Raw genomic sequence first — 21,298 nt, 5'->3', positions numbered from 1 at the left:
AGCCCAATATAGAAAAAGCCAAGTCCCCATTACACTTCCTCATAGAAAGTGTTTAGTAATAAGGTACTTGGCTCTATTATTTAGCGAATTATGATTTATTGTTCAAGCGCTTTATGCACTTTTTCAAATAAGTCTTTAGCTAAATTATCAAGTGCTGCTAACTTCTCAAGCTCTTTTCGCATTAACTGCTGGCGAGCTTCATCATACTGGCGGAACTTCAAGAATGGTTCAATCAAACGTGAAGCCACTTGTGGATTACTTGTATTCAACGTTGTTAATATTTCAGTTAAGAACTCATAGCCAGAACCATCTTTCGCATGGAAATGTACTGGGTTATTCGCACAGAAACTCGCAACTAAACTACGTGTACGGTTAGGATTTTTCAAGCTAAACGCTGCGTGATTCATAGTATTACGCACATTTTCTAACGCATTATTAGCAGGATTAGTGCCTTGTAGCATGAACCACTTATCCATAACCAAACCATCGTGCGTCCATTTATCACTAAAGTCTGACATTTGTGCTGCGCGACAGGCTAATTGCGCATTATTTGCAGCAGACATAGCAGCCATCGTATCAGTCATGTTGTCAGCCGCTGCATATTGCGCAGTAACCAAGTCATTGCCTGTTGCTGTATGTGCTAGGTAAGACAAACACTTATTACGTAACGCACGTTTCGCCATTGCAGCATGATCTAAACTGTATTCGCCTTGCGCTAGGCTGCGATAAATCGCAACTAACTCATCTTCCATTTCTATCGCTAAAATTTGAGTTAATGCGCCAACAACCTTATTGATTGCATCAACATCAACTTGCTTATACCAACCAGCAATTTCATTTTCACTCGGTAGTGTCAGCATTTCAGCAATAAATGCAGGATCAAGGTTTTCATCCAATAAAGCCCCACGGAAAGCATCAATAACCGCTTCAGGTAGTTGAACTGACTCACCAGCTTGAACTGCTGCCACATTCTTACGGATGTATTTCGCTAATAGCATTTGACCAGCATCCCAGCGAGCAAACTCATTACGAGCGTGGATCATCAAGAAGATCAGCTCTTGATCTGAATAATCATATTCTAAAATTACAGGTGCAGAGAATTCACGCAGCATCGACATCACAGGTTGTTCAGCAACATTCTCAAATACGAATGTTTGCTCTGCTTCTTTTACATCTAATACGTTGTGAACTGGCTTACCATCTGATTGCACTGCAATAACCTCACCTTTGCTATCGTATAGCTCGATATCAAATGGAATATGAAGTGGTAGCTTCTCCTCTTGCCCTGCTGTTGGCGCTGTTTGCTGCTTTATAGTGACACTGTAACACTTAGTATCTGCATCATACGAGGTATCAACAGTAACAATTGGCGTTCCTGCTTGACTGTACCAACGACGGAAGCGAGACAAATCAATACCTGATGCATCTTCCATTGCTTGAACAAAATCATCACAAGTTGCAGCTGTGCCATCATGGCGATCAAAGTACAGCTTCATACCTGCTTGGAAATTTGCCTCACCCAATAAGGTATGCATCATGCGGATCACTTCACTACCCTTTTCATACACTGTTAATGTGTAGAAGTTATTCATTTCAATAACTTTTTCAGGACGAATTGGGTGCGACATTGGGCCACGGTCTTCAGCAAACTGTGGACCTCGCACAATACGAACATTGGCAATACGATTTACTGGTCGAGAGCCTAGATCTGATGAAAACTCTTGATCACGGAATACAGTTAAACCTTCTTTTAAACTTAATTGGAACCAATCACGACAAGTAACACGGTTACCAGTCCAGTTATGGAAGTATTCATGACCAATCACAGCTTCAATACCTTGGTAATCAGTATCCGTTGCTGTTTTAGGGTTCGCGAGAACGAATTTAGAGTTAAAGACATTTAAGCCTTTGTTTTCCATTGCGCCCATGTTGAAGAAATCAACCGCCACAATCATGTAAATATCTAAATCGTATTCAAGGCCGAAACGCTCTTCATCCCACTTCATTGAGTTTTTCAATGAAGTCATAGCGTAATCTGCGCGATCAAGGTTGCCTTTATCAACGAAGATTTCGAGTTCTACGTTACGACCACTCATCGTAGTGTAATTATCACGTAAAACGTCAAAATCACCGGCTACTAAAGCAAAGAGATATGAAGGTTTTGGGAATGGATCTTGCCATTGTACCCAGTGACGACCATTGTCTAAGTCACCTTCAGCAATACGGTTACCATTACTGAGTAAATATGGGAATGCTGCTTTATCCGCAATGATCTTAGTTGTGAAACGAGCCAGTACATCTGGACGATCAAGATAATAAGTAATACGACGGAAACCTTCTGCTTCACATTGAGTACAGAAACCACCACCTGACTTATACAACCCTTCTAATGCAGTATTAGCTTCTGGATTTATAGTTGTAACGATCGTTAAATCAAATTGGGCAGGCAGATCTGATAGTGTTAAGTGGCTACCTTCTTGGATATATGACGTCCAGGCTTTGCCATTGACAGAAATACTCACAATGGCTAGTTCATCACCATCAAGTACAAGTTGGGCATCATCATTATCACTCACACGAATAACCTTACTTTGCGCTGTCACCGTTGTATTGGTGTCATGAAGATCAAACGTTAAATCGATATCTGTAATCGTATAATCTGGCTTACGGTAATCAGAACGATGTTTAGCCGTTGGTTGTAAAGATGCCTGCTCTGTCATTATTATATTTCCTTCCATAAGGGCTCTACCAAACCTTGCATTAATAAACAGGTATTAATAGACCGACAAATAATTTTGTTGTTTGATACTATAACGCTCAAACAAGAATTAGTATCAACTATATACGATAGTTTTTGTCTCTAACGGTCAATTTCTTAGTTTTCGCTATTAAACGATTAAAAATAGATCAACTTTCAATTAGCTTATTTAAATTTAGCAAATGAAGGATATAAATTAATCAATTTTCCAATTTAAAATGGAATCATAAAATAAAGAAATACAGTTTTACTCACCATTAATAATAATTTTTTGTACGGGTACAATGCATGAGTGTTTCATTTTTAAACACTCAATACTGCTTATAATATTTACCATTGGACAATAAACAATCAATGCTCATATAACTTATATATGCTGCATAGACACTTAGTAAATATATCTCTTTATTTACAATACATTACAACATATCAATTAAACCAATGCCTAATAAACAATAGTTGTTGGATTTAATACGCATAACGATAATCAAATTAGAAACTGACAAATTATGCATAACCTATAGATTTAAAAAGCAAACTTCGTGGCTTCATAAATCCTAATGAGAATGGTTATACTTGACGAACATCACATCTTAGTTCACAATCAGTCGTAACTTAAGGCATTAATAAACTATGTTTTTTATTAGTCTTCAATAACATAAGCAATTGAATAATAATAAAATTACATTACGCATAGATTTATTATCACTTCTAATAAGTATCTATAGTCAGATATGAATAATAACAGACACAACATTGGGGTTATCGATTCCCTGCTTGATACTGATGCGTATAAATTGCATATGCAACAGGCAATTTTTCATCAATACCCAGACGTTGAAGCTGTGGCTGAATTCCACTGCCGAAGCGACGAAGATCTACGCCCATACTCTCAAGAAATCAAAGATCAAATCGCAAAACTCGCAGCGCTTTCTTTTGCTGAAGATGAAATCAATTATCTATCAACATTAACTTTTTTCAGTGCTGACTATCTTGAGTATTTACGCCAATTTCAACTAAATGCAGATGATGTGTGCGTTGATGATTCTGGCGAACAACTCTCTATTACCATTCGTGGTAAGTGGTTGGATGTGATCTTATGGGAAGTCCCTCTTCTAGCGATTATTTGTGAAGTACGCTGTGCACACTTATACCCAAATGCAACGCCTGAAGATGCTATCAAACAATTACAAGAAAAAATTTCGCGCTTCTACCATGACGCACAAGAAACAGATTTAAGTGAATTTGCGCTAGTAGATTTTGGTACTCGTCGTCGTTTCTCGAAAGCTGTTCATCACAAAGTTGTTGATTACTTAAAAGAAAATATGTCAGAGTTTAAGGGTACGTCAAACTACTATCTTGCATATACTCGTAATTTAACACCTGTTGGTACTCAAGCTCACGAATGGTTCCAAGGTCATCAGCAATTAGCTGGGGAACTTGCTGATTCTCAACAATTAGCATTGAACCGCTGGCTACAAGAATACCCTAATGATTTAGGTATTGCGCTCACCGACTGTATCAACATGGATGCATTCTTGCGTGATTTTGATAAACGTTTATCTGAACGTTTTATCGGGTTACGCCATGATAGTGGTGACCCTATATCTTGGGGTGAAAAAGCCATTGCACATTACAAATCATTAGGTATTGATCCTAAAACAAAATCACTCGTATTTTCTGATAGCCTTACGCTTGATAAGGCATTGAAAATATTTAAACACTTCAACCACCAAATAAACGTAAGTTTTGGCATTGGTACACAACTAACTTGTGATTTACCTAATGTAAAAACATTAAATGTTGTGTTGAAACTAACAGAATGTGAAGGTCGTCCTGTAGCAAAAATTTCAGACGAACCCGGTAAGAGCATCTGTCGTGATGAAGATTATTTAGATCAACTTCGTACTGCATTTCAGTTAGCTAACGAATAAACGCTTAATATATTTTCAAATTAAAAAGGCGAACAGGATTTCTTGTTCGCTTTTTTGTTTTGATATTTGTAAATTATTGTAGCCCTTCCCTACACTCATAACCTCTACATTTGTCAAAATTACTCACGTTGTAATATCGCTTCCATTCCAAAATGAGTATTGGTTAGTGTTAGCGTGTCATTGCTACTTAATTCAAATTCAGAATCGTGTTGCCCATCTTCATATAATAAGACCAATTGATTATCTTCAATGTAATAAATACCACGATGCTCTTTTGATTTTCCCTCGTCATTCGAGACTTCAGCGGAGAATAAAAAATCAGGGCGTAACGTGAGTGAAAGCTCTGAAATACTATTGTCTACATCAGATCCTGATATTGTCGAAGTTTTCCAATTTCCTGGTAAATTCTCAGGCGCTAATTTAGTAAACCTTGCACCGTCTAAGACAAACTGATTATAACTAAGCATATAAGTATGCATTTGATCTTCTTCGCCTTCAGTGACAAAAGTAATATTGGTTTCATCAATATTATACTCACCAGACCACTGCTCTATTTTTCCATCAATACGAAGCAACCGCATTGCAAATACATAGTCAGATTTAAACATTACATGCATTGCACGATAACTTTCACCTTCACTTTCAACACCCGCTTCTGTTGAACTAAACCAATACCAATTACCTAATAAAAATGGGTAGTCAAACTCGGTAATATCGTCAGCAATAATTGGACGGCTAAATGTACTTAAGATGAAGAGTACGACAATAAAGAATAGCTTTTTCATAGGCTTCCCCTGTCACTAGAACAAAGTGCATGTACTTTAAAACTAGTAGGTAAAGCTATTTTTTGATGAAAAATATGCGATATATCACATTTCAATATGCAACATGTCTTACGATTGAGATCGTTACAGTAACAGAGAGAAATAAAAAAGCGCCCCATGAAAGGAGCGCTAATTTATTTGTTGCTAGGTACAGTCAGCCAATTAGGATGATTTAATATTCGTTAAATCTGCAGTAATACCAATAGCTTCATCGAGATAAGCATCAGGAGCTTCATAAGCTTTTGGCACCGCATCTAAATCAGCAAACGGTTTTTTACCTAGTGCTTTTTGACGTTTATTTAAACGTACCAAACGATCTGCATCTTCTTTGTCTTGCTCTGCTAACCGTGTTTTCTCATTTAATGAAATACTATTGATATCCTTTTCCTTTTTATAGGTTTTGATATCTTCATTAATGAAACCAAACTCCATATCACTCTTAATTCGAGCAAGATGCTCTTCATTCAACTTAGGAAGAATTGACGAATAATTATGAAGTTGCTTATATTTAGCAGGCTTAATGCTATCCCACGGTAATGCATTATCTTCAACACTCTCACCCGTTTCAGACGGATCAACCGCTGTAGGAAAAGAGATATCAGGCACAACACCTAAATTCTGAGTGCTACCGCCGTTAATACGGTAAAACTTTTGAATCGTGTATTGAACATGACCGAGGGGCTTGTCGAATAAATCATATAAATGGTTTAGTGATCGGTGCTGTTGCACTGTTCCCTTACCAAATGATTGTTCACCAAGTACTACTGCACGACCGTAATCTTGCATTGCCGCAGCAAAAATTTCAGATGCCGACGCACTATAACGGTTAATTAAAACAGTTAACGGACCATTAAAGAAAACTTGATTATCTGAATCACTGTTTACTTTTACACGACCGTAGCTATCACGAACTTGAACAACAGGCCCGCTTGAAATAAATAAACCACTTAATGCTGTTGCTTCAGTTAATGCACCACCACCATTGTTACGAAGATCAATGACGACACCATCAACTTTTTGATCGTTAAGCTTAACCAATTCTTTCTTGGTATCTTCCGATAAACCGACATAGAAACTTGGTACTTCAATAACACCAATTTTCTTGCCTTCAACGGTTTTAACTTCCGATTTAACTGCACGATCTTCTAGACGAATTTTATCTCGAACGATAGTGACAGTGTAACTCTTGCTATTCTTACCTTCAGGTAATACATCAAGAATCACTTTACTGCCTTTCGGACCTTTGATTAATTGAACAACATCATCTAAACGCCAACCAATGATATCAACAATTTTTTCGCCATCTTGACCAACACCAATAATACGGTCACCCGCTGCGAGCTTTTTAGAGCTCGCAGCAGGTCCACCAGCAACAAGGGATTGAATCGTCGTATAATCATCTTTCACTTGCAGCACAGCACCAATCCCTTCCAAAGAAAGGTTCATTTCTGATTGGAATTGCTCAGCATTTCGAGGCGATAGATAACTTGTGTGAGGATCAACTTCACGCGAGAAAGCATTCATGTACAACTGGAAAACATCTTCACTATGGGTTTGAGTTAAACGTTTAACCGCGTTGTTATAACGCTTACCTAGTGTTTCTTGTATTTCTTTCCAGTTTTTACCAGCCAGTTTTAAATTCAACGCATCGTATTTTACACGCTTACGCCAAATTTCATTTAACTCAGCTTGATTTTTAGGCCACTCAAGTTCAGAGCGATCAATAACAAAGTCTTCATCTTTATCGAATTTAATTTCAGTATCTAATTGCGATATCGCAAATTGATAACGTTCAAAACGACGTTGAAGGACTTTGTTAAAAATATCAAATGCACCTGATGTGTCACCAGATTTCAATTGATCGTCAAACTGATTTCGCCAGCGTTCGAATTGCTTTACATCAGAAGCAGTTAGAAAGCTTTTATTGTAGTCAAGCATTTCGATATAACGATCGAAGACCTGACCAGAGAATTTATCATCAAGTGAAAAATGCTTGTAGTGAGATCGGGTAAAGCGTGAAGCTACCCTTTTACTCGCAGTGGCATGTTGCTGCTCTGGTGCTAGCTGCGGCAACTCACTTAATGAATACTTAGCCTCTGAGGCTTGCGCTGAAGCTGCCAGCATCATGCCGGCAGCTATCAGTGAGAAACGGAATCGACAATTCATGCGTCGCGCATTCTCCCTTTATGAACGCAGGTGCTCCGCTTTAACAGCCATTACTAAGCCGTTATTTAAGCGAACACGCACATCGTCCTTGTTAATTTCAACAATAGTTGCCGGCATGTTACCTGAGCCCATATTCACTTGTACGTTTTTACCAACAATGACTTCGTCAGCTTTTAGTACAGGTGTAGTCTCAACTGGCTTCTTATTAACTTTAGCTGTTTTTGGCTTAATGTTCTTAGGTTTAGCAGATTTTGCACGAGTTTTTTTCGCATCGCCTTCTTTAGCAGCTTTTGCGATAGCCTGCTCTTTACGACGAGTACGTACTTTTGCTTTACTTTCTTCAAGAGCTTTAAGTGCGTGATCAACGTGCTCTTGTTCAAGTACGTCGCACTCATTACCATCTAGATCAACACGGCTTACACCAGCTTTAACGCCGTGAAGGTAACGCCAGGAAGATGTGTATTGACGTAATGCTGTACGTAGTTGAGTCTTACTTACTTTTGGATCATCACTTAAGCGCTCAGCAAGATCTTGAAAAATACCGATCTTAAGTGGTTTAGCTTCACCCTCAATAGTAAAACATTTTGGGAAACGCTCAGCAATATATGCAATAACTTCTTTACTGTTCGTTAACTTTTCAGAGTTTTCCATGGACTTTCCTGACATAAACGAGATTTGCTCGTTATTAGTGCTTTGTTCAAAAAGAAATAGTGGTGGCTATTATAATTACCTAATAAGGAAAAACCACCGAAAGCATGAAATTAGAGTACTTTTTGTAGCTCTGTAACGAAAGAAACTAGACCTTCTTCATCATTTTGGTCAAATCTTGACAAATCTGGACTATCAACATCCAGTACACCAATACATTTTTCTCCTATATTTAATGGGATAACGATTTCAGATTGACTAACTGCGTCACAAGCAATGTGTCCAGGAAACGCATGAACATCATCAACTCGCATTACTCGGTTATCTTTTACCGCCGTACCACATACCCCTTTACCGACAGGAATACGAACACAAGCAGGTTTTCCCTGAAATGGGCCGAGTACAAGCTCATCATTTTTTAATAAATAAAAGCCAACCCAATTTATGCTCTCTAACTCCATATTCAACAACGCACTAATATTAGAGAGATTAGCAATAAGATCTGATTCACCTTCAACTATCGCTAAAGCTTGTTGAGTCAGACGGTTATAAAAAGAACCTGTATTTTCCATAGCATACGCCTTACATAATCGTTAAAATGAAAACACTTAACAATAATAGGAATCATTATCACTGTGAAGCATTCATTCCCCACTATGATTAATTGGTCTTGGCTTTTTATTCAAGCTAAAAAACATCGTCCTCGTCTTATCACCGCGAATATCATTGCTGTTATTGCCACCTTGATTAGCGTACCAATTCCATTACTGATGCCATTAATGGTCGATGAAGTATTACTACATAAGCCAGCTGAAGGGATCCAATATTTAAACCACCTTCTTCCCGAGCAATGGCAATCGCCTACTGGTTATATCTTATTAGTATTATTTTTAGTTGTCTTAATGCGTACCGTAAGCCAAGCATTGAACATTTTACAAAGCCGCCAGTTCACACTGGTATCAAAAGAAATCACCTTTAATTTACGTCAGCATTTATTGGATAAATTAGGGCGTATTAGCATGCACCAATATGAAGAAAAAGGCAGTGGTGGCATTACTTCGCATCTTGTCACTGATGTTGAAACTATCGATAAATTTGTCGGAGATACGTTAAGTCGTTTTATTATCGGTTTGCTCACCGTCGTAGGTACGGCTGGTGTTTTATTATGGTTAGATTGGCGACTCGGGTTATTTATTCTCGTCATTAACCCTATTGTTGTTTACGCATCAAAAATGATGGGAAACCGCGTTAAAAATCTTAAGCGTAAAGAAAATCAATCTTATGAAAAATTCCAACAACGTTTAGTCGAAGTATTAGATGGCATATATCAATTACGCGCTTCTAATCGTGAACGTGAATTTTTAGCCCAACTAAAATCACAAGCAAATGACATACGTCACAGTGCTGATAAGTTTGCATGGCAATCAGAAGCGGCTGGACGCATCTCTTTCTTATTATTCTTAGCGGGTTTTGAAGTGTTTCGCGCTGCTGCAATGCTAATGGTGCTTTTCAGTGGCTTATCTATCGGTGAAATGCTGGCTGTATTTAGTTACTTATGGTTTATGCTAGGGCCTGTACAAGAGTTATTGGGGATTCAATTTTCTTGGTACAGTGCGTCTGCCGCCATGCAACGCTTAAATACGTTGTTAGCTTTAGAAGAAGAAGTTCGCCCTACCGCTACCGTTTATCCTTTTAATCACAATGAAGCACTGGATATTAAAGTAAGAAATGTCCGTTTTTCTTATGATAATGATAAAGAAGTATTGCGTGGTTTAAATATTGATATCCCTGCAGGAAAGCGTGTTGCTCTTGTGGGGGCTTCAGGTGGCGGTAAATCAACCTTAATTCAACTACTGCTTGGCATTTACCAAAAGCAATCAGGTGAAATTTTTATTAATGGTCACCCGATTGAAGCAGTCAGTTATGAATCTCTTCGTGAACGTATGGCTGTCGTGCTCCAGCAGCCTGTCTTATTCAACGATACGTTACGTCATAATTTAACATTAGGTGGTGAATATACTGATGATGAGCTCTGGAATGCGTTAGACATTGCTCAACTTACAGACATGACAGAGCGTTTAACACATGGCCTAGAAACTGAAATTGGTCGACAAGGTATTCGTTTATCCGGTGGTCAGCGTCAACGCTTGGCAATTGCCCGAATGATCTTATCTAACCCTGATTTTGTTATTTTAGATGAAGCAACATCAGCGTTAGATACTTCAACAGAAGCCGCATTACATAAAGCACTTAATGGTTTTTTAAAAAATAAAACCACCTTAATTGTTGCCCACCGTTTATCCGCCGTAAAACAAGCTGATTTAATCTATGTATTAGAAGATGGATTAGTCAGTCAATCAGGTACGCATACTGAATTAGTGAGCCAACATGGGTTATATCGAACACTTTACGGTTCAATTCAATCACCTAATAATGATATAGAGCAAACAGATCAACAACTTCCAGTAGCAAGAATCGGCACAAAATAATATAGTACCCTTCCTTGACGCTCATGGGCTATCATTCACTGTGTTTTTATAAACATGTGAATTTTTATTTCGTGAGCGTTTTTATATCTCGCTCTTTTGCAAAGGAAACAACGTACTATGTCAACGGCCAGACGCTGCCCCGGTTGCAATTTACTCGTGCTCCCAGAGGCGGCTCAACAAGGACACAGTGCTTACTGTCCCCGTTGCCAAACACGTTTATATCGTGGGGGAACAGCAAGATTTAATGCGGAGCTAGCAATAGCCGCAGCGGGTTTAATTCTTTTTATTCCAACCATTACTTTACCGTTAATCACAATACGATTATTCGGACAGATGATCCCAGCAACGCTTCCATCGGGTGCCGTCACACTGTCAGCTACTTTTCCAGGGGTTGCCGCATTAATCTTATTTTGTAGCGTTATTGCGCCGCTATTAGTTATGGGGGCTGTTTTTAGTGCGCAATATTCACTTAAATTTCGTCATTTCGCCCTATTTAAAGCATCAATATGGATTCTTCACCATTTAAAACAATGGGTAATGCTTGATGTCTTTTTAGTTAGCCTCGCCATTGCTTGTTTTAAAGTCCAAGAAGTCGCAGAGATCAACGTCGGCCTAGGACTATACTGTCTAATAACCTTACAAATATTATTTCTCGTGTTACTAACCCGTATCAGTGTTCGTCGTTATTGGGATGCGTGGCAACCCGAAAATGAACATATCAGTGATGAGTTAGACACACTTTGTACCACGTGTCATTTAACACAAGAGCACCTGGCCCATTGCCGCCGCTGTAACAGTGCGTTGCACGATCGTATTCCACATTCCATTCAAAAAACCTGGGCGTATTTAATTTCAGCCAGTATTTTTATTTTACCTGCAAACCTTTATCCCATTTCCATTTTTATGAATAACGGTAAGCGTATTGAAGATACTATTTTTTCAGGTGTCGCGGAGCTCGTCAGAACAGGAATGACAGGCATTGCTGCAATTATCTTTATTGCCAGTATTATTGTCCCTGTGGCGAAAATTCTAAGTTTGGCTTACATCCTGTTAGCCATTCAATTCAAACGAAAAACACACCATCTGCTACGTATGCGAATATTTCGCGCCGTACACTGGATAGGTAAATGGTCGGTAATGGATCTCTTTGTTATCGCCATCATGGTCACATTAATAGACCGTGGACAAGTTCTTGATTTCACGCCGGGACCAGGGGCAATCGCCTTTGCCGTCGTGGTAGTATTAACAATGTTAGCAGCAGAAAGTTTAGATTCTCGCCTGATATGGGACAATTATGAACAACGATCCAAATAACGAACAACCCAATAAGGTGAAAATTCGCCGTGATCGGGGATTATCACCACTGTGGCTGTTGCCGCTATTAGCATTAATACTTGCCAGTTGGTTACTGTATAAATCAGTTAACGAAGCCGGTGAACGTATTCAAATTCACTTTAATGATGCCGTGGGTTTAGTCGCAGGACGAACGACTATTCGTTATCAAGGTCTTGAAGTTGGTATTGTTCGTGATGTCAGCCTGTCAAAAGATCTTAAGAGTATTTACGTTACTGCCGACATTTACCCTGAAGCAGTAAACATCCTTCGAAAAAACACCCGTTTTTGGTTAGTGAAACCAAAAGCGTCTATTACTGGCATTTCAGGTTTAGATACTTTGGTTTCAGGTAACTACATTGCCTTATTGCCGGGTGATGGCCCTGAAGCAACCAAATTTACCGCGCTTGAAAACCAACCTGCAGACACCCCATTAGAAGATGGTTTAAAACTGCAATTAAAAGCACCGAATCTTGGATCGATCAGTATTGGTTCACAAATTTTCTATAAGAAGATCCCTGTCGGTGAGGTTTTCAATTACACCCTTAGTGATAATAAAAAAGAAGTCATTATTGATGTACTAATCAAACCTAAATACGCCAACCTCGTTACAGATAAAAGCCGCTTCTGGAATGTCAGTGGCATGCGTGCTGATATCGGTTTTAACGGTGTTGACGTACAGTTTGAAAGCCTATCAGCATTAATTGCCGGTGCTATCGCATTTGATTCGCCAGATAAAGGTAAAGTCATTGAAGCAAATCACCTGTTCAAACTGTACCCTGATATCAACACAGCGGGTCGTGGTATTGCTATCACGATAACCTTGCCAGACAACAATGATATTAGCGATTCAGGCTCGCCAATCATGTATCGTGGTTTACAAATAGGTAAAATCACCGATGTAAGCCTTGATGAAAAAACCAATAAAATCATCGCACATGCGGCAATTGAACCTAGCATGCGTGAATACTTAAATAGCGGCTCTCGTTTATTACTCGAAGAAGCTGAAGTATCACTTAATGGTGTTAAGAATATCGGCAACCTTGTACGAGGTAATTTCTTACGTTTAATTCCGGGTAAAGGCGAAACTTCACGCCAGTTTACAGCAATTACACGAGACACATTAGAAGAGCAACAACCAGGCGTAGCAACCTTCAAACTGTATGCTGATAAAAGTTTTGGTATTAAACGTGGCACCAAATTACGCTTCAAGGGACTAGACGTTGGACGAATCACTAATGTTGAATTATCTGGTGATCGCGTTAACTTTGATGTCTTGGTTCAACCTGAGTACACCAATTTGATCCGAAGCGGTAGTCGCTTCTTCGTTGATGGCGGTGTCGATGCCAGTATTACCAGTAGAGGTATTGATGTTTCTATTCCACCGGCCGATCAATTGATCAGTAGCGCGATTAGCTTTACCTCTATTGGAAACAACAAAATAAACAAAAGCTACACCCTATTTAAAAGTCGTAGCCTTGCTGATCTTGCCGATGAAAAGCTTAAAGGCTTTAGCAGCATTCATTTATTTGCAGACAAATTACCACCTGTATCAGAAGGTAGTCCTGTACTGTACCGTAATTTGCAAGTGGGTGAAGTAAGTAACTTTGCCTTAAAAGATAACGGTGTAAGTATTACGCTACATATTGAGAAAAAATACCGTCATTTAATCACCAATCATACCGTATTCTGGAACCGTTCAGGTATTGAAGTAGAAGCGGGCTTAAATGGTGTTAAATTAGTCACCGATCCCCTATCTACTCTGATCAAAGGCGGTATAGCCTTTGATAACATGGAACAGGTGACTAACCGTGTGGGTTCTAAATACAAACTTTACTCAAGCTTAAGCTCTGCGCAACATTTCGGGCAACTCATCACGTTAACTGCTAGTGATGCCCGCTCAGTCTCAAATAACACAGAGATAAAGTTCCAAGGTGTCGCGATTGGTAAAATTATCAACATCGAACCTGATTTTTATAAAAACAATGTTAAGATTCAGGCGCGTTTATATCCGAAGTATGCAAAAAGAATCGCTAAATCAGACAGCTATTTCTGGATTGTAAAACCCAAAATCAGCTTAAGCGGCAGTGAGAACCTAGATTCATTACTAAGCTCTTACATTGCAGTGCAACCAGGTAAAGGTAATTTTTCTGATACCTTCAAGCTAGGCTCTGCCGAGTTAGTCGATTCTCGTGTGACTATCGTATTAGAAAGTGAAGAACGCGATTCAATTAGCGAAGGAACTCCTCTGCTTTATCGTGATATTCAAGTTGGACAAGTGGTTGATGTTTCGCTCGGTGACTTGGCTGACCGCGTTATTATCAAAGCCCAACTTGAAAAGCAATATCGTCATCTAGTCCGTAAAAACACCGTATTCTGGAATACATCAGGTGTAAACGTCGATATTGGTATTACAGGAGCAAATGTAAAAACGGGCACATTTGATAGCCTATTACGCGGTGGTATTGCCTTTGCAACACCAGAAAAACAACCATTAGAACCGCAAGTTAAAGCTGGAACCCATTTCTTGCTTCACAAAGAAGCAAATCCCAAATGGATAGCATGGCGAACTGCGATTCCTGAACGTTAACAACATTATACCAATAGATAAAAGAGCACTTCGGTGCTCTTTTTTTATTCAGCAAAAAACCTTTATTACCCTTTGTTTTAGCAAAAACTGCAATTCATACCAATCTGTTATAAAATCAGCGCCATTAGCTAGTTAATAGAGATCCTTTCATTGCATCCGAATATTCACATCCCAGACGCATTTATCGATTTAATCAAGCAAACCATGCCTGAGCATTTAGATATCGATGAATTTATTGCTTGTTGTAAAACACCTCTTCGTCGCAGCATTCGTGTCAATACACTTAAAATTAGTGTTGAGGATTTCTTAGACCGTGTTGCTAACCGTGGTTGGACATTAACACCTATTCCTTGGTGTGATACCGGCTTTTGGATTGAACGAGAAGACGAAGACACGGTTTCTCTCGGTAATACAGCAGAACACATGGCAGGACTTTTCTATATTCAAGAAGCCAGCTCTATGATGCCTGTAACCGCGTTGCTTAAAGATAATGACGCATTAGATTGTGTATTAGATATGGCATCAGCACCGGGCTCTAAAACTACCCAAATAGCTTGTGCAATGCAAAATCGTGGCGCACTGGTTGCCAACGAATTAGCCGCTAGCCGTATTAAAGTACTCCATTCAAACTTACAACGCTGTGGTGTTCACAATGCAGCACTGACCCATTTTGATGGTTGTGTATTTGGCACATGGGCACCTGAATCTTTTGATTCCATCTTATTAGATGCGCCATGCTCTGGTGAAGGTGCAATTCGTAAAGATGAAGATGCCATGGCAAATTGGAGCCTAGCTTCTATTGATGAAATTGCTGAAGTACAACGAAATCTAATTGTTAGCGCTTTCCAGGCTCTGAAAACTGGCGGTGTTATGGTGTATTCGACATGTACGTTAAACCAAAGTGAAAACCAAGAAGTCTGTCATTTTTTAAAAGAAAAATTTGGTGACGCTGTAGAATTTGAGCCATTAAATACCTTATTTGATGGCGCGGAGAAGTCACTTACGGAAGATGGTTTCCTACACGTTTACCCACAGATTTTTGATAGCGAAGGTTTCTTTGTTGCTCGTATTCGTAAGCTGGCACCTGTTGAAACCGATAGCGTGAAAAAGCGTATGGGTAAATTCCCATTTACTCAGCTTAAAGAAAAAGAACAACAAGAGATAGCCCAACAGCTAAAACAAGATTTAGATATTACCTTACCTGAGCAACATGATGTTTGGTTACGTGATAAAGAAGTTTGGCTATTCCCTTCTCAGCTACGTACTTTAATTGGTGAAATTCGTTTCCAACGTATTGGTATTAAGCTCGCAGAACAACACAAGAAAGGTTATCGCTGGCAGCATGAAGCGGTAATGACATTGGCAACAGGCAAAGAGTCTACAGCCATTGAACTTAACGTTGAACAAGCTAAAGAGTGGTTCATGGGACGCGATATTCGCCCAGAAATACCGGCAGGTAAAGGTGAAGTGATTGTTACTTACCGTGATTACCCTATTGGTATTGGCAAATGGGTGAGCAACCGTATCAAAAATGGCTTACCTCGTGAATTAGTTCGCGATACTAACCTATTTGATATTTAAGATAAAAATATCGTTAATTTCATAAAGCAGCGTTAATGATGATTTTATTAAATGCAATAACTGGAAAATAAACATTATTCAACTAACATTGAAAGTGTAATCAAACTCCATTTACTAACCAGTTAGCGCAAGGCTCTTACGAGAGCCATTCCCCTAGGCCCGAGACAGGAGTCGTTTCGGGCTATTTTTTGCCTCAAATGCATCGTTGTCGTTAGCTTTCAAATTAACAACGTTAGCACATAAGACATTGTTAATACTTACAATAGATACAAAAAAACCGAGCATTAAGCTCGGTTTAATTTCAACTAACTATATAAGCTGAAGTATATTATATACTTCAGCTTTGAGTGTTGTTTAGTGTTTATGTGCAACGATCTCAGCTTTCTTTAGCTCTTTTACTGACTTGCTTACTTCACGACGCTCTTTAGAAAGCTCTGCGCTGATGATGATATGATCATCAACACGATCTTCGTAATCGCCTTTCATGTTTTCAACGATTTCAACAATTTGATCGTGGCTCATATCGGCCTTAATGTAATCCATCAAGTTCTCTAATAACTCAACACGCTTACGGTTATCGCGAATCTTACGATCGTTGTCTAGAATTTCGCGTTTTAGTTTGTTTTTACGACGTGTTTGACGAACGAGTTCAAGGATGTTGTTCATGTGTAGTCCTTAGTCTGAAAATAAAACCTTGTGAAACTGATTTAATGCAAGGGATAGAAATAATGCACTTCCTAGTACATAACCGTCGAGTCTCAGTTTATTACTGAAATCGTTATATCAGAAAGTCATTCGTAAACTCAAGCAATACTCATGATTAAATGCTCAATGATGATTCTATGAACATCAACTTATGTTTCTCGCTTAAATATCGCACAAACCAATCAACAACTTTTTGATATTTTACAATAAATCATCTTATTTTAATTAATAATTATGACAATTAGACAATAGATGTAATGTGCAATAACAAAATGGTATCTTTTGTGAATTCTCCCACAAAAAAAGTCTTATTGTATTTGCAAATAGCATATCAACGCCTACTCTTGAAATAGACCAGTACTCGTTTACAACAATGCAATCTGGACAAGGATAGCTTCCTAGAAGTGTTCAAGCTCAAATAGCGTCGTAACCCGATATTGGCAACACAGTGTTTGATGTAAAGTTTATCAGGAGAGAACATGTCAAAAGCAACAGGTACCGTTAAGTGGTTTAACGAAGAGAAAGGTTTTGGTTTTATCACTCAGGATAACGGCGGTGCTGACGTATTTGTACACTTCCGTGCGATTACTGGCGACGGTTTCAAAACCCTAACTGAAGGACAAAAAGTTTCTTACGAAACAGAGCAAGGTCCTAAAGGTCTACAAGCTGCAAATGTTGAAAAAGCATAAATACTTGCTTATATAACTCTCGAGTTAGTTCACATAGCACTTGATAAAAGGGTCATCACGGCCCTTTTTTTTGCCAACAATTAACCTCCCCCTACCTCACACCACACCCATAATCGACTATATACAAGTAATTTATTAGTTAAAAATGCAAGATTAGAGCACACTTATAGATGTTGATAGATCTATTATTATTCGAATTCCTGATAAGAATTAACCACCCCGCTCAATAAGACACCTATTTCATAAGTTTTTTTACGATTTTTTTGTAATATGGCTCACATTATAACGCGATAAGTAAGTAACTCACTTGCTCTTTAAAATCGAAAATGGCTTAATATCAACGTCCTGCAAAACAGGACTATTTATGAAACAAAGTGAAAGAAAAACTTCGTTACACTGTTCAAACGTACACAGTTGTCCTGAAGCGCTTCAATATTCTTTTGTACATAAGTAACACATTAATTTATTTTCAGGAGACATTACATGTCTAAAGCAACTGGTATCGTTAAGTGGTTCAACGATGAGAAAGGTTTCGGTTTCATCACTCAAGACAATGGCGGCGCTGACGTATTCGTTCACTTCCGTGCTATCGCTGGTGAAGGCTTCAAATCTCTAGCAGAAGGTCAAAAGGTTTCTTTTGACGTTGAGCAAGGCCAAAAAGGTCCTCAAGCTGCTAACGTTGAGCGCATCTAATCTACAACGAACAGTTGAAGAAGTAAGGGTATCTTAGGGTACCCTTTTTTATTTCCGAATAAATGATATCGAACGATTAAAGCACATCTTAATTCTTGGTGAACCACAACCAAAATAATCATCTTCTTGCTCTATATCAACAAAACCTATTGCCTGATATAGCTTCATTGCATTGTTCTCTGGGTGCACAGTTAATAAAATTCGATTGTAATCCGTTAACTGCACTAACATCTCATTTAATAATGCTTTCCCAACACCTTGACCTTGCATCTGTTTATCTACTGCAATACCTAATATCCACGCTTCACGCTGTGTTTCAGCTTGTATATTAAAGCTTGGGCTTGCAAGTACATACCCTACGACATGCTCACACTTAGAAACAGCAACTAATAGTCCACTTGGCCAACAATCATATGCTTGGCGAAATAAAAAATCGGGATAACAATGCTCACCAAATAGTTCACGTTCTAATTGGTACATAGCTATAAGATCTGATTTTTCTGCTTTTCGTATTTTATATAGCACTATCCATTGCTCCGTGACGTAGTGCAACAAATAAAAAACCAGCCCATCTGCTTAACTGAAGTCAGCAAGATGAAGGCTGGTTTTATTCAGTATAGATTATAAGTAATCTATTACTTGTCAGCGCGGCTCATGAACTTTTGCTCAGCCGTGTTAACTTTAATTTTTTCGCCATTCGCGATGTATTCTGGAACTTGAACAACTAGGCCTGTTGAAAGTGTAGCTGGCTTAGTACGAGCACTTGCAGAAGCACCTTTGATTGATGGATCAGTTTCAACGATAGTTAGTTCAACTGTCGCTGGAAGTTCGATTGCAACAGGCGCGCCATCAACAGTAAGAACTTCGATACCCTTCGTATCTTCAGTGATGAATAGTAGTTCTTCTGCGATTGCTTCTTTGTTGAATGAGTATGGTGTGTAATCTTCATCATCCATAAATACATACTCTTCACCATCGATGTAAGAGAATGATGCTTTAGTACGACGGAAATCAGCTAAGTTAACCATTTCATCAGCTTTGAAGCTTACGTCTGATTTAGTACCAGTAGCTACATCATAAATACGCATTCTGTAAAGACTTGCGCCAGCACGACCACTAGGCGTTAGCTTACTAATTTCTTTAACAAGACCTACTTTACCGTTGATTTCAACAGCAGCAAATTTTTTAATGTCACTAGCCTTTGGCATGATCATAATTCCAAATAAAAATAGTTGTGAGAAATTACACCAAGATACAGATTTATAGCAAGTGTTATAGTAGTACAAATCCTATTTTTTTGCGTTTACTCCCTAAGCTTGTTCAAAGCTTAAACAACCATAAACACTTTGCATAAAAAACCATGATTTATCTACTTTTGGTGTCCAATCAAACATTTGTTGCAAAGGTTCAAAAACTGATTTTAAACATCAATCTAGCGTCTTAACAAGTCGTAACAAACAAGCAATATTACATCGTTATTTAATCACTTAATAAGCGCTCAACTTAACGCTATCTACATCATGTTTTAGTATTCAGACATCCGTTTTTTCAAACGTGCGAGTTCAATCTCATTAGAACGAACAGTTAGCTTTATATGATCATATTCATATTTTTCTTTCGTCACGCTCATCGCAGAACGGATATCTCCCATCAGTCCTTTTGCTGTATAAGGCACTATGATTTCTTCTTCGATCATTTCATGTTGAGCTACATCGATAATGTATTGATGAAGTTTAGCAATATCTAACGGGTTTCGGGTTGACGTCATCATAGCATCAGGAAATTCAACCATTAATGCTTGTTGCTGCTCAACACTTAATTGATCAGATTTGTTCAGTACCAAAAGCTTTTTAATGCTATCCACGCCGACTTCTTTTAATACTTCATGAACAACATCTAACTGCGAGCGGAAAGATACATCAGACGCATCAACGACATATAACAATAGTGATGCATCATGGGCTTCAGCCAAGGTTGAATGGAAAGACGCAACTAAATCATGCGGCAATTTTTTAATAAAACCAACAGTATCTGATACTAAAATACGCGGTTGTGTTTCTGGTTTTAAGGCGCGAACAGTAGTATCTAGCGTAGCAAATAATTTATTTTCGCCTTCAACATCACTGCCTGTTAATGCTCGCATCATAGAAGACTTACCCGCATTGGTATAGCCCACTAACGCCACACAAAAAAGCTCAGAACGTTGAGTTCGACGCCCTTTCATTTCATCTTGAACACTAACTAATTCACGTCGTAATTCAGCCAATTGATCACGAATTTTACGACGATCAAGTTCCAGTGTTGTCTCACCCGCACCCTTACCCATTTGGCGTTCTTTATTACCGCTGGTGGATTCACGTAAACGCGGTGCTAAATAATTTAACCGGGCAATTTCAACTTGTAGACGGGCTGTTCGAGTTCGAGCATGACGGCTAAATATCTCAATGATGATGCCAGTGCGATCAAACACTTCAACACCTAATTGGTTTTCTACATTACGTAATTGAGATGGGCTTAAATCGCAGTCAAACACCACTACATCGGCAAGTACGCTGGGTAAATCATCGAGTGACACATCCATAAAATCGATGTCATCAAGGGGAGCATCTTCACCATCGTCTTCAATAACGCCAAGATTCCCTGTTAACTGCGCGATCTCAGCCATTTTCCCAGAACCTAATACGCTCATTTTTTTTGTTGAACTAAGTTTCTGAGACTGTGTTCCAACAACTTTAAAGCCTAATGTGGTAACTAAACGTGCTAATTCTTCTAATGAGCTTTTTGCTTCATCGCCTTTAAATTGTGGCGTTTGGATTGAAATAAGTAATGCGTTATTTTTTAACGGTTTTTGTGTTAATTGCATACTAAATGCTAATGCACCATGTGCAC

Annotated in this window: 16 protein-coding genes; 7 read left to right on the top strand and 9 right to left on the bottom strand. The window is 38.7% G+C overall.

The annotated features are described in order from the left end of the window. Window positions 1-95: 95 nt before the first annotated feature. Complete coding sequence (gene pepN / locus I3259_RS05260) at window positions 96-2,720, bottom strand: aminopeptidase N (protein ID WP_238028656.1); 2,625 nt, start codon at window positions 2,718-2,720, stop codon at window positions 96-98. A 772-nt stretch (window positions 2,721-3,492) separates the two neighbouring features. On the opposite strand from pepN, the gene pncB reads away from it, so the two are divergent. Next, window positions 3,493-4,692 carry a nicotinate phosphoribosyltransferase gene (pncB, locus tag I3259_RS05255; RefSeq protein WP_238028655.1) on the top strand — a complete coding sequence of 400 codons (1,200 nt, stop codon included), beginning with the start codon at window positions 3,493-3,495 and terminating at the stop codon, window positions 4,690-4,692. 119 nt (window positions 4,693-4,811) lie between these two features. Here the strand turns inward: pncB and I3259_RS05250 are convergent, their stop codons facing one another. The 4 genes from I3259_RS05250 to I3259_RS05235 form a co-directional block, all read right to left on the bottom strand. Then, window positions 4,812-5,477: a lipocalin family protein gene (locus I3259_RS05250; RefSeq protein WP_238028654.1), complete on the bottom strand. Its 666-nt coding sequence runs from the start codon at window positions 5,475-5,477 to the stop codon at window positions 4,812-4,814. Window positions 5,478-5,678: 201 nt separating this feature from the next. Further along, window positions 5,679-7,682, bottom strand: a complete 2,004-nt coding sequence (gene prc, locus I3259_RS05245) for a carboxy terminal-processing peptidase (RefSeq protein WP_238028653.1) — start codon at window positions 7,680-7,682, stop codon at window positions 5,679-5,681. An 18-nt stretch (window positions 7,683-7,700) separates the two neighbouring features. Beyond that, on the bottom strand, window positions 7,701-8,333 hold the full coding sequence (proQ, locus tag I3259_RS05240; RefSeq protein ID WP_238028652.1) for an RNA chaperone ProQ: 633 nt from the start codon (window positions 8,331-8,333) through the stop codon (window positions 7,701-7,703). A 110-nt stretch (window positions 8,334-8,443) separates the two neighbouring features. Then, entirely contained in the window at window positions 8,444-8,902 is a 459-nt protein-coding gene (locus tag I3259_RS05235; protein WP_238028651.1) for a GAF domain-containing protein, read from the bottom strand. A gap of 84 nt (window positions 8,903-8,986) precedes the next feature. Between I3259_RS05235 and I3259_RS05230 the strand changes: the two genes are divergently transcribed. From I3259_RS05230 to rsmF, 4 genes are all read left to right on the top strand, one after another. Beyond that, the gene (locus tag I3259_RS05230) at window positions 8,987-10,819 is read left to right on the top strand and encodes an ABC transporter ATP-binding protein (protein ID WP_238028695.1); all 1,833 of its coding nucleotides are present in this window, start codon (window positions 8,987-8,989) and stop codon (window positions 10,817-10,819) included. Between the two features lie 117 nt (window positions 10,820-10,936). Then, the gene (locus I3259_RS05225; RefSeq protein ID WP_238028650.1) at window positions 10,937-12,133 is read left to right on the top strand and encodes a paraquat-inducible protein A; all 1,197 of its coding nucleotides are present in this window, start codon (window positions 10,937-10,939) and stop codon (window positions 12,131-12,133) included. Beyond that, window positions 12,114-14,741 carry an MlaD family protein gene (locus I3259_RS05220; RefSeq protein ID WP_238028649.1) on the top strand — a complete coding sequence of 876 codons (2,628 nt, stop codon included), beginning with the start codon at window positions 12,114-12,116 and terminating at the stop codon, window positions 14,739-14,741. Before I3259_RS05225 ends, I3259_RS05220 begins: the two co-directional genes overlap by 20 nt. Before the next feature lie 150 nt (window positions 14,742-14,891). Beyond that, window positions 14,892-16,322 carry a 16S rRNA (cytosine(1407)-C(5))-methyltransferase RsmF gene (rsmF, locus tag I3259_RS05215; protein WP_238028648.1) on the top strand — a complete coding sequence of 477 codons (1,431 nt, stop codon included), beginning with the start codon at window positions 14,892-14,894 and terminating at the stop codon, window positions 16,320-16,322. Window positions 16,323-16,676: 354 nt separating this feature from the next. Here rsmF and I3259_RS05210 read toward each other — a convergent pair whose 3' ends face one another. Beyond that, a complete protein-coding gene (locus tag I3259_RS05210) occupies window positions 16,677-16,988 on the bottom strand; it encodes a DUF496 family protein (RefSeq protein ID WP_005367912.1) in 312 nt (103 codons plus the stop codon). 518 nt (window positions 16,989-17,506) lie between these two features. On the opposite strand from I3259_RS05210, the gene I3259_RS05205 reads away from it, so the two are divergent. Both I3259_RS05205 and I3259_RS05200 read left to right on the top strand, forming a co-directional pair. Further along, complete coding sequence (locus I3259_RS05205; RefSeq protein ID WP_005367915.1) at window positions 17,507-17,716, top strand: cold-shock protein; 210 nt, start codon at window positions 17,507-17,509, stop codon at window positions 17,714-17,716. A 483-nt stretch (window positions 17,717-18,199) separates the two neighbouring features. Continuing rightward, window positions 18,200-18,409: a cold-shock protein gene (locus I3259_RS05200; protein WP_005367917.1), complete on the top strand. Its 210-nt coding sequence runs from the start codon at window positions 18,200-18,202 to the stop codon at window positions 18,407-18,409. Window positions 18,410-18,457: 48 nt separating this feature from the next. Here the strand turns inward: I3259_RS05200 and I3259_RS05195 are convergent, their stop codons facing one another. The 3 genes from I3259_RS05195 to hflX all read right to left on the bottom strand — a co-directional run bounded on the left by I3259_RS05195 (window position 18,458) and on the right by hflX (window position 21,272). Continuing rightward, window positions 18,458-18,934, bottom strand: a complete 477-nt coding sequence (locus I3259_RS05195; RefSeq protein ID WP_238028647.1) for an N-acetyltransferase — start codon at window positions 18,932-18,934, stop codon at window positions 18,458-18,460. Window positions 18,935-19,044: 110 nt separating this feature from the next. Then, the gene (gene yeiP, locus I3259_RS05190) at window positions 19,045-19,617 is read right to left on the bottom strand and encodes an elongation factor P-like protein YeiP (protein ID WP_005367920.1); all 573 of its coding nucleotides are present in this window, start codon (window positions 19,615-19,617) and stop codon (window positions 19,045-19,047) included. 317 nt (window positions 19,618-19,934) lie between these two features. Then, window positions 19,935-21,272 (bottom strand): GTPase HflX, encoded by a 1,338-nt coding sequence (gene hflX, locus I3259_RS05185; RefSeq protein WP_238028646.1) that lies wholly within the window; start codon window positions 21,270-21,272, stop codon window positions 19,935-19,937. Window positions 21,273-21,298: the final 26 nt, after the last annotated feature.

Origin of the sequence: Photobacterium sp. Ph5 (genome assembly GCF_022129445.1) — a bacterium.
GTDB lineage: Bacteria > Pseudomonadota > Gammaproteobacteria > Enterobacterales > Vibrionaceae > Photobacterium.
Note: the sequence above shows the minus strand (reverse complement) of the source record. Positions and strands in the feature narration are given on the sequence as shown.

Excerpts from the sequence above, each read along its gene's own strand:
- pepN (WP_238028656.1), bottom strand. The coding sequence starts at position 2,720 with ATGACAGAGCAGGCATCTTTACAACCAACGGCTAAACATCGTTCTGAT.
- pncB (WP_238028655.1), top strand. The coding sequence starts at position 3,493 with ATGAATAATAACAGACACAACATTGGGGTTATCGATTCCCTGCTTGAT.
- I3259_RS05250 (WP_238028654.1), bottom strand. The coding sequence starts at position 5,477 with ATGAAAAAGCTATTCTTTATTGTCGTACTCTTCATCTTAAGTACATTT.
- prc (WP_238028653.1), bottom strand. The coding sequence starts at position 7,682 with ATGAATTGTCGATTCCGTTTCTCACTGATAGCTGCCGGCATGATGCTG.
- proQ (WP_238028652.1), bottom strand. The coding sequence starts at position 8,333 with ATGGAAAACTCTGAAAAGTTAACGAACAGTAAAGAAGTTATTGCATAT.
- I3259_RS05235 (WP_238028651.1), bottom strand. The coding sequence starts at position 8,902 with ATGGAAAATACAGGTTCTTTTTATAACCGTCTGACTCAACAAGCTTTA.
- I3259_RS05230 (WP_238028695.1), top strand. The coding sequence starts at position 8,987 with ATGATTAATTGGTCTTGGCTTTTTATTCAAGCTAAAAAACATCGTCCT.
- I3259_RS05225 (WP_238028650.1), top strand. The coding sequence starts at position 10,937 with ATGTCAACGGCCAGACGCTGCCCCGGTTGCAATTTACTCGTGCTCCCA.
- I3259_RS05220 (WP_238028649.1), top strand. The coding sequence starts at position 12,114 with ATGAACAACGATCCAAATAACGAACAACCCAATAAGGTGAAAATTCGC.
- I3259_RS05210 (WP_005367912.1), bottom strand. The coding sequence starts at position 16,988 with ATGAACAACATCCTTGAACTCGTTCGTCAAACACGTCGTAAAAACAAA.
- I3259_RS05205 (WP_005367915.1), top strand. The coding sequence starts at position 17,507 with ATGTCAAAAGCAACAGGTACCGTTAAGTGGTTTAACGAAGAGAAAGGT.
- I3259_RS05200 (WP_005367917.1), top strand. The coding sequence starts at position 18,200 with ATGTCTAAAGCAACTGGTATCGTTAAGTGGTTCAACGATGAGAAAGGT.
- yeiP (WP_005367920.1), bottom strand. The coding sequence starts at position 19,617 with ATGCCAAAGGCTAGTGACATTAAAAAATTTGCTGCTGTTGAAATCAAC.
- hflX (WP_238028646.1), bottom strand. The coding sequence starts at position 21,272 with ATGCAATTAACACAAAAACCGTTAAAAAATAACGCATTACTTATTTCA.